Here is a 7,061-nt window from a genome sequence, read left to right on the forward strand (position 1 = left end):
GCCCGGGCGGCACCGAGCCGCGACGCGGCGATCCCGAGGCCGATCCCGGCCGCATGCAGCAGCGCGGTCGCGGCCAGGAAACCCAGGCCGAAGGTCAGGCCCGAGGCGGTCTCCGGCATCTCGGCGCCGTGGGCGTAGCCGTGGAACACCGCGAATACGCCGACGAGGCTGGCGAGCAGCGCAACCGGCGCCCGCAGGCCGACGATCGCGGCCACGCCGAACACCACGATGGAGAGTGCGATCCCGGTCTCGGCATAGGGCAGCGCGACGCCGACCATGCCCAGACCCGCCCCCACGCTCATGAGCGCCAGGAAGGACAGGGGCAGCGCCCAGAGCGCCCGGCCGCCGCGCAGGGCCGCCAGCAGTCCGACCGCGACCATCGCCAGCACGTGGTCGGCACCCAGCAGCGGATGCAGGAAGCCGGCCTCGGCGCCGAGCGCGGCCCCATGGCCGGGATGGGCCAGGGCCGCCTGCGGCAGCAGCGCGAACGCAGCGGGAAGGGCGGCAAGGCCAGAGGCGAGCGGGGCGGCAAGCAGGCGCTTCATCGGGTATCCTTCGCGGGTGTCCGGTTGAAGGTAGCGCCGATCCCGCGGCACGGCGAGTGCCCGGACCCGCGGCCCGTCCGGCCTTCGACGGAACTCCACGGTCGGGGGCGCGTCAGGTCTCGCCCCGGGCGGGTATCGGAAGGAGCCGAGTATGCAGCAGGCCGACATCCGCACCGCCGCCCGCCAGCAGGGCCTGGACGACCTCGACACGGTCGCGGTCGGCATCGTCGAGCGCGACGGAAAGGTCTCGATCATCGAGAAGGCGTGACACGGAACGGGGGGTTCAGCACAGGCGGCCGTGGCGCTGCGGATCACTTGAATACATGATACCGTTTCACGCCGGCGCCGAGAGGGCCTAGCCGGCGGTTCGGCATGAGCGGTGGCGGCGCCCCTTCTCCGGCGGGGGCGGACGACCAGCGGCTCGATCGCACAGGACAGGATTTCCCGTGAGAGATTTCTCCGCACCCGGTCGTTCCCCGGTCTACGCCGCCAACGCCGCCGTCGCGACCTCGCATCCCGCCTCGACCCTGGCCGCCATCGAGATCCTGCGCGCGGGCGGCAACGCCGTCGATGCCGGGATCGCCGCGGTGGCGGTGCAGTGCGTGGTCGATCCGCTGATGACCGGGATCGGCGGCGATTGCTTCGCCCTCTATGCTCCGGCCGGCGCCTCCAAGCCGATCGCGCTGGACGGATCCGGCCGGGCGCCGGCCGCCGCCACGCCCGACTGGTACGCCGAGCACGGCGCCGCGATCACGCCGGCCTCGCCGCACGCGGTCACGGTGCCGGGGGCGATCGGAGCCTGGGACATGCTGGTGCGCGAGCACGGCACGCGCGCGCTGGGCGAATTGCTGCGGCCGGCGATCCGCTACGCCGAGGACGGGTTCGTGATCCAGCAGCGGGTCGGCTGGGACTGGCAGCGCAACATCCCCCGGGTCGCCGGCGACCCCCACGCCGCCGCCACCTACCTGGTCGGCGGCGAGGCCCCGGCGATCGGCAGCGTCTTCCGTCTGCCGAAACTCGCCGCCACGCTCCGGCGCATCGCCGAGGAGGGCCCGCGCGGCTTCTATGAGGGACCGGTGGCCGACGACATGGTCCGCCGGCTCAACGAACTCGGCGGCCTGCACACCCGGGACGACTTCGCCACGTCGCGGCCGGACGTGGTCGCGCCGGTCTCGACCCGCTACCGCGGCTACGACGTCTACGAGTGCCCCCCCGCCGGCCAGGGCCTCGCGGCGCTGATGATGCTGAACGTGCTGTCGCATCACGATGTCGGCGCCCTGTCGGACCTGGACCGGCTCCACCTGTTCGCCGAAACCTGCAAGCAGGCCTACCATCACCGGGACGTGCTGTTCGGCGACGCCGCCCTCGCCCGGGTGCCGGTGGAGCACCTGCTGTCGGATGCCTGGAAGGCCGCCGCCCACGGGGCGATCGACATGGGCCGCGCCCGGCCGCCGGAGATCTACCCCGAGATCGCGCAAGAAATCGCGGAGGCGCGGGCCCATAAGGACACCGTCTACCTCTGCGTGGTCGACCGGGACGGCAACGCGCTGTCGCTGATCAACTCGGTGTTCCAGGGCTTCGGCTCGGGGATCCTGGCGCCGGAGAGCGGCGTGCTGCTGCACAACCGCGGCCTGTCGTTCCGCACGGAAGCCGGTCATCCGAACAGCATCGGTCCCGGCAAGCGGCCGATGCACACGATCATCCCGGGCATGCTGATGAAGGACGGCCGGGCGGTCGCGCCGTTCGGCGTGATGGGCGGCCATTACCAGGCCATGGGCCATGTCGAGCTGCTGTCGGGCATCATCGACCGGGGCCTCGACGTGCAGGCGGCGCTCGATGCCCCGCGCAGCTTCGCGTACGGCGACAGCCTGGAACTCGAAACCGGCATCTCGGATGCCGCGATGGCGGGCCTGATCGCGCGCGGCCACCCGGCGATCCGGGCGCCCCTGCCGCTGGGCGGCGGCCAGATCATCTGGATCGACCGCGCGGCCGGCACGCTGGCGGCGGGCTCGGACCCGCGCAAGGACGGGGCTGCTCTGGGGTATTGAGGAACAGGAGCCAGCTTTGGAGGCTACCGGACCAAAAGTGTCCGGAGACAGCGCGGGTCCCCTCGCCCGCACGGGCCACGAAGCTCACACGTCGCTGCCGGATGTGGGCCAAGGCCAACCCCAAGCGCGTCTCCCTCCACCCTCTGCGGGCTACGGGCTACACAGGTTTGAGGCACTGGCGCTGCTGCAGACTGCGACGGTCCCCCTCTCCCGTGCGGGAGAGGGTTGGGGTGAGGGACCAGGGCTTTCCGGAAATGTCGCATCCCTCACCCTGTCCCTCTCCCGCACGGGAGAGGGGACCCGCGCCTCCTCCACCAGCGGGAGGACCAGGGCTCTGACCGAAACCTGTATAGCCCGTAGCTCTGCTGGGGAGGGTGGGCCTCGCGTCAGCGAGGGTCGGGAGAGGGGAACCCGGGTTCAGAAAGGGGCGCGACCGGCATGACGGGCGAAGCCCTGTTCTGCGCCGTCGCTCCCCTCTTGCGGGACTTCGTCCCGGCCCGATCCCCTTCGGGGGCCACCCTCCCCCGCAGAGGGGGGGGAGGGAAACACGCGCGGGTGCGGCAGCCGCCTCAACTGAGAAAAACTCAGTCGATGTCCTCGACCTCTTCGGAACCGCCATAGACCCGCTGGGCCAGCGAAGCCTCCATGAACGGATCGAGGGAACCGTCGAGCACCGCGTCCGGATCGGTGGACTGGGTGCCGGTGCGCAGGTCCTTCACCAGCTGATAGGGCTGGAGCACGTAGGACCGGATCTGGTGGCCCCAGCCGATATCGGTCTTGGCGGCGGCCTCGGCGCTGGCCTTCTCCTCACGCTTCTTCAGCTCGGCCTCGTAGAGCCGGGCGCGCAGCATGTTCCACGCCGTGGCGCGGTTCTTGTGCTGGGAGCGCTCCTGCTGACACGCCACCACGATCCCGGTCGGGTTGTGGGTGATGCGCACCGCGGAATCGGTGGTGTTGACGTGCTGGCCGCCGGCGCCGGACGACCGGTAGGTGTCGATCCGGCAGTCGGACTCCTTGATCTCGATCTCGATCCGGTCGTCGATGACCGGGTAGACCCAGACGCTGGCGAAGCTGGTGTGGCGCCGGGCGCTGGAATCGTAGGGCGAGATCCGCACCAGCCGGTGCACGCCGGACTCGGTCTTGAGCCAGCCATAGGCGTTGTGGCCCTTGATCAGGAGCGTCGCGCCCTTGATCCCGGCCTCTTCGCCGTCCGACCACTCGACGATCTCGACCTTGTACTTCCGGCGCTCGGCCCAGCGGCCGTACATGCGCTGGAGCATGTTCGCCCAGTCCTGGCTCTCGGTGCCGCCGGCACCGGCATGGACTTCGAGATAGGTGTCGAAGCCGTCGGCCTCGCCGGACAGGAGGGTCTCGACCTGGCGGCTGGCCGCCTCCTTCTCGACGGCGAGGATCGCGGCCTCGCCCTCGCGGATCGAGGATTCGTCGCCCTCCATCTCGCCGAGTTCGATCAGCGTCGCGCCGTCCTCGAGGTCGCGCTCGAGCTTGCGGATGGAGGAGACCGCCTCGTCGAGCTGCTGGCGCTCGCGCATGACCTTCTGCGCGGCGTCGGCGTCGTTCCACAGGTCGGGGTTCTCGGAGGCTGCGTTCAGCTCCGCGAGGCGTTTATCGACAGTATCCCAGTCAAAGATGCCTCCTCAGCAGTCCTATAGACTGCTTGGCGGCATCCGAGGCTTGCTCGATCTCGGCGCGCATTTGGTTTTTCGGGACTTCGGGTGATGGGTCGGGCCGGGGTGATACCGCCCGGGAGCCGCCCTGTAAACGGCGGGCCGGGGCCCCGCGCCCGAACTGTGCGACGCCCGACCGCAGGGTGGTGCGCGAGCCGGCGCGCGGGCGGCGCGTTGTCGGGCACGGATCGGGCAGGAACGCGGAGGCGGCCAGGATGGCGGACGACGATCACGCGCAGACGTGGAGCGCCTTCAACATGACGCCGGCGGCGCTGCGCAAACACCTCGACGGCGCGGCGAGCCGGGAGGTCGGCCAGAAGAAGGACGGCGACGAATCCACCGGCCACGCGATGGGCCGGCGCATCCTGGCGATCAAGGACAAGAAGAAGGCCGATCTCACCGACGACGATTATGCCGCCATGCGCAAGGTCGTGGGCTACGTCCACCGCCACCTGAAGCAGGGCGGCGACGCCCGCAAGGACCCCGACTCACCCTGGCGGATGTCGCTGATGAACTGGGGCCACGATCCGCACACGGATTGAGGCCCGGGCTCGCCGGCCCGTCCGGCTCAGTAGCGCGGCGGCACGATGTAGGACGGGGCGATCACGTACTCCTTCGGGCGCTTGCGCGCACCGAACCGGCTCTCGGTGATCTGGTCGTTGTAGTAGTCGAAACCGGTGTAGCCGAAGCCACCGCCGTTCATCACCTGGGCCACCGGGACCGGCGGGACGGCGAGGTCGGGACGGCCCGGCGGCACCAGCACTTGGCAGCAGCCCTCGGTCTGCAGGACCGTCGGGCCGTTGGGGGCGGTGAAGACATAGGCGCGCGGCTGCGGGATCCCCGGCGGGAAGGCGGGCTCGGCGGCGGCGCCCTGGGCGACGAGACCGAGCAATCCGGCGGCGATCAGGGTCTTGGTGCTCACACAATGCTCCGTCACGGGGCCGGCCGGGCCGGCATCTGGCCTACACTCTAGCTTATCGCGGGCGGCCTGTCCGGCGCATGCGGACCGACCGGTTAACCGGAACCCGGTCAGCCGCGGGCGCGCAGGACCACCTGCGGGCTCGCCGGCACCGGCCGGCAATCCGAGATGAAGGCGTTGACCGGCAACGGCTTCGAGTCGCAGGCATAGGCATCCGTCGGGCCCGGCGCGGGCACCGGATCCCGCGCGATGATCGGGTTCGGCGCGCAGGCCGAGGCCGCGGCGGCGAGCAGCAGGGCGGCGATGAGGTTCAGGCGGCGCATGCAACACTCGGGACGCGGGAGGACCCCCGTGCCCGACCCTGCGCATCGCGATCCGCTCTGACAAGCGCCGGCGGGGGACGACGACGCCTTTGACGGCGCCTGTCGCCCGCCGGCAACAACTTTTCGGCCCGGCCTCAGACGGCCTGGGCCATCGGCACGACGTTGTGGAGCGTCTTGTCGCCGCCGTCGAAGAACCGGCGGATGTTGCGCGCGGCCTGCCGGATGCGCTGCTCGTTCTCGACCAGGGCGATGCGGACATACTCGTCGCCGAACTCGCCGAAGCCGATGCCCGGCGCCACGGCGACGTCGGACTTCTCGAGCAGCAGCTTCGAGAATTCGAGGCTGCCCATCTCCCGGTAACGCTCCGGGATCGGGACCCAGGCGAACATCGAGGCCGCGGGCGCCGGGATCGTCCAGCCGGCCTTGCCGAAGGATTCCACCAGCGCGTCGCGACGCTTCTTGTAGGTCGCCCGCATCTCGTCGATGCAGTCGTCGGGGCCGTTGAGGGCCGCGGTGGCGGCGACCTGGATCGGCGTGAAGGCGCCGTAATCGAGATAGGACTTCACCCGGGAGAGCGCCGCCAGCAGGCGCTCGTTGCCCACCGCGAAGCCCATGCGCCAGCCGGCCATGGAGTAGGTCTTCGACAGCGAGGTGAACTCGACGGTGCAATCGATCGCGCCCGGGACCTGCAGGACCGAGGGCGGCGGCTTGCCGTCGAAGTAGACCTCCGCGTAGGCGAGATCCGAGAGCAGGATCAGCTCGTGCTGCTTGGCGAAGGCGACGAGGTCCCGGTAGAAATCGAGGTCGGCCACGTAGGCGGTCGGGTTCGACGGATAGCAGACCACCAGGGCGACCGGCTTCGGGATCGAGTGGCGCATCGCCCGCTCGAGGGCCGGGAACATCGCCGGGGTCGGCTCGGCCGGGACCGAGCGGATCACGCCGCCGGCCATCAGGAAGCCGAAGGCGTGGATCGGGTAGCTCGGGTTGGGCACCAGCACCACGTCGCCCGGGGCGGTGATCGCCTGGGCCATGTTGGCGAAGCCTTCCTTCGAGCCCAGCGTCGCCACCACCTGCGTGTCGGGGTTGAGGCTCACGCCGAAGCGACGCTGGTAATAGCCCGCCTGGGCGCGGCGCAGGCCGGCGATGCCCTTGGAGGCGGAGTAGCGGTCGGTCCGCGGCCGGCCCGCCGTCTCGCACAGCTTGGCGATGACGTGCTTGGGGGCGTCGAGGTCGGGGTTGCCCATGCCGAGATCGATGATGTCGGCGCCCTGGGCTCGGGCGGTAGCCTTGATCCGGTTGACCTGCTCGAAGACGTAGGGCGGCAGGCGCTTGATGCGGTGGAAGTCGGTCATGGGCGTGTCCATCGGCGCGTCCCGAATCTGGCGTCTCTCGTTGGTGTCGGTCGCGCGAAGGATTCGCTCTAGCAGAGTTGCGTGCCGCCGCCGACCCTCAAAAATCCGGTCCGGATCGGTGCCGTTATCGCGCCGCCGCGGGCACCGGCTTGATCGCGGCGGCGGCCCCCCGGCCCGCACTCTCGGCGG

7 protein-coding genes are annotated in these 7,061 nt (G+C 70.6%); 2 read left to right on the top strand and 5 right to left on the bottom strand.

The genetic code is table 11. The annotated features are described in order from the left end of the window. The coding region (locus tag FV228_RS16365; protein WP_147855596.1) for a HupE/UreJ family protein at window positions 1–545 on the bottom strand (545 nt) is incomplete at its 3' end. A 446-nt stretch (window positions 546–991) separates the two neighbouring features. On the opposite strand from FV228_RS16365, the gene FV228_RS16370 reads away from it, so the two are divergent. Next, window positions 992–2,593, top strand: coding sequence for a gamma-glutamyltransferase family protein (locus tag FV228_RS16370; protein WP_147855597.1), 1,602 nt, complete (start codon window positions 992–994; stop codon window positions 2,591–2,593). Between the two features lie 584 nt (window positions 2,594–3,177). Here FV228_RS16370 and prfB read toward each other — a convergent pair. Continuing rightward, window positions 3,178–4,306, bottom strand: a protein-coding gene (prfB, locus tag FV228_RS16380) for a peptide chain release factor 2 (RefSeq protein WP_147855599.1) whose coding sequence is annotated in 2 segments (ribosomal slippage) — window positions 3,178–4,236 and window positions 4,238–4,306 — 1,128 coding nt in all. Because the reading frame shifts where the segments join, the coding sequence is not laid out codon by codon here. Between the two features lie 187 nt (window positions 4,307–4,493). Between prfB and FV228_RS16385 the strand changes: the two genes are divergently transcribed. Continuing rightward, on the top strand, window positions 4,494–4,820 hold the full coding sequence (locus FV228_RS16385; RefSeq protein ID WP_147855600.1) for a DUF3140 domain-containing protein: 327 nt from the start codon (window positions 4,494–4,496) through the stop codon (window positions 4,818–4,820). A 26-nt stretch (window positions 4,821–4,846) separates the two neighbouring features. Here the strand turns inward: FV228_RS16385 and FV228_RS16390 are convergent, their stop codons facing one another. The 3 genes from FV228_RS16390 to FV228_RS16400 all read right to left on the bottom strand — a co-directional run bounded on the left by FV228_RS16390 (window position 4,847) and on the right by FV228_RS16400 (window position 6,872). Continuing rightward, window positions 4,847–5,200 (bottom strand): hypothetical protein, encoded by a 354-nt coding sequence (locus tag FV228_RS16390; RefSeq protein ID WP_147855601.1) that lies wholly within the window; start codon window positions 5,198–5,200, stop codon window positions 4,847–4,849. A 107-nt stretch (window positions 5,201–5,307) separates the two neighbouring features. Further along, entirely contained in the window at window positions 5,308–5,520 is a 213-nt protein-coding gene (locus FV228_RS16395; RefSeq protein WP_147855602.1) for a hypothetical protein, read from the bottom strand. Window positions 5,521–5,654: 134 nt separating this feature from the next. Beyond that, complete coding sequence (locus FV228_RS16400) at window positions 5,655–6,872, bottom strand: LL-diaminopimelate aminotransferase (protein ID WP_147855603.1); 1,218 nt, start codon at window positions 6,870–6,872, stop codon at window positions 5,655–5,657. Window positions 6,873–7,061 lie beyond the last annotated feature (189 nt).

Source organism: Methylobacterium sp. WL18 (assembly GCF_008040015.1).
Lineage (GTDB): Bacteria > Pseudomonadota > Alphaproteobacteria > Rhizobiales > Beijerinckiaceae > Methylobacterium > Methylobacterium mesophilicum.

Bases quoted from the DNA above. Each gene is read 5' to 3' on its own strand.
- FV228_RS16395 (WP_147855602.1), bottom strand. From the start codon at position 5,520: ATGCGCCGCCTGAACCTCATCGCCGCCCTGCTGCTCGCCGCCGCGGCC.
- FV228_RS16400 (WP_147855603.1), bottom strand. From the start codon at position 6,872: ATGACCGACTTCCACCGCATCAAGCGCCTGCCGCCCTACGTCTTCGAG.
- FV228_RS16385 (WP_147855600.1), top strand. From the start codon at position 4,494: ATGGCGGACGACGATCACGCGCAGACGTGGAGCGCCTTCAACATGACG.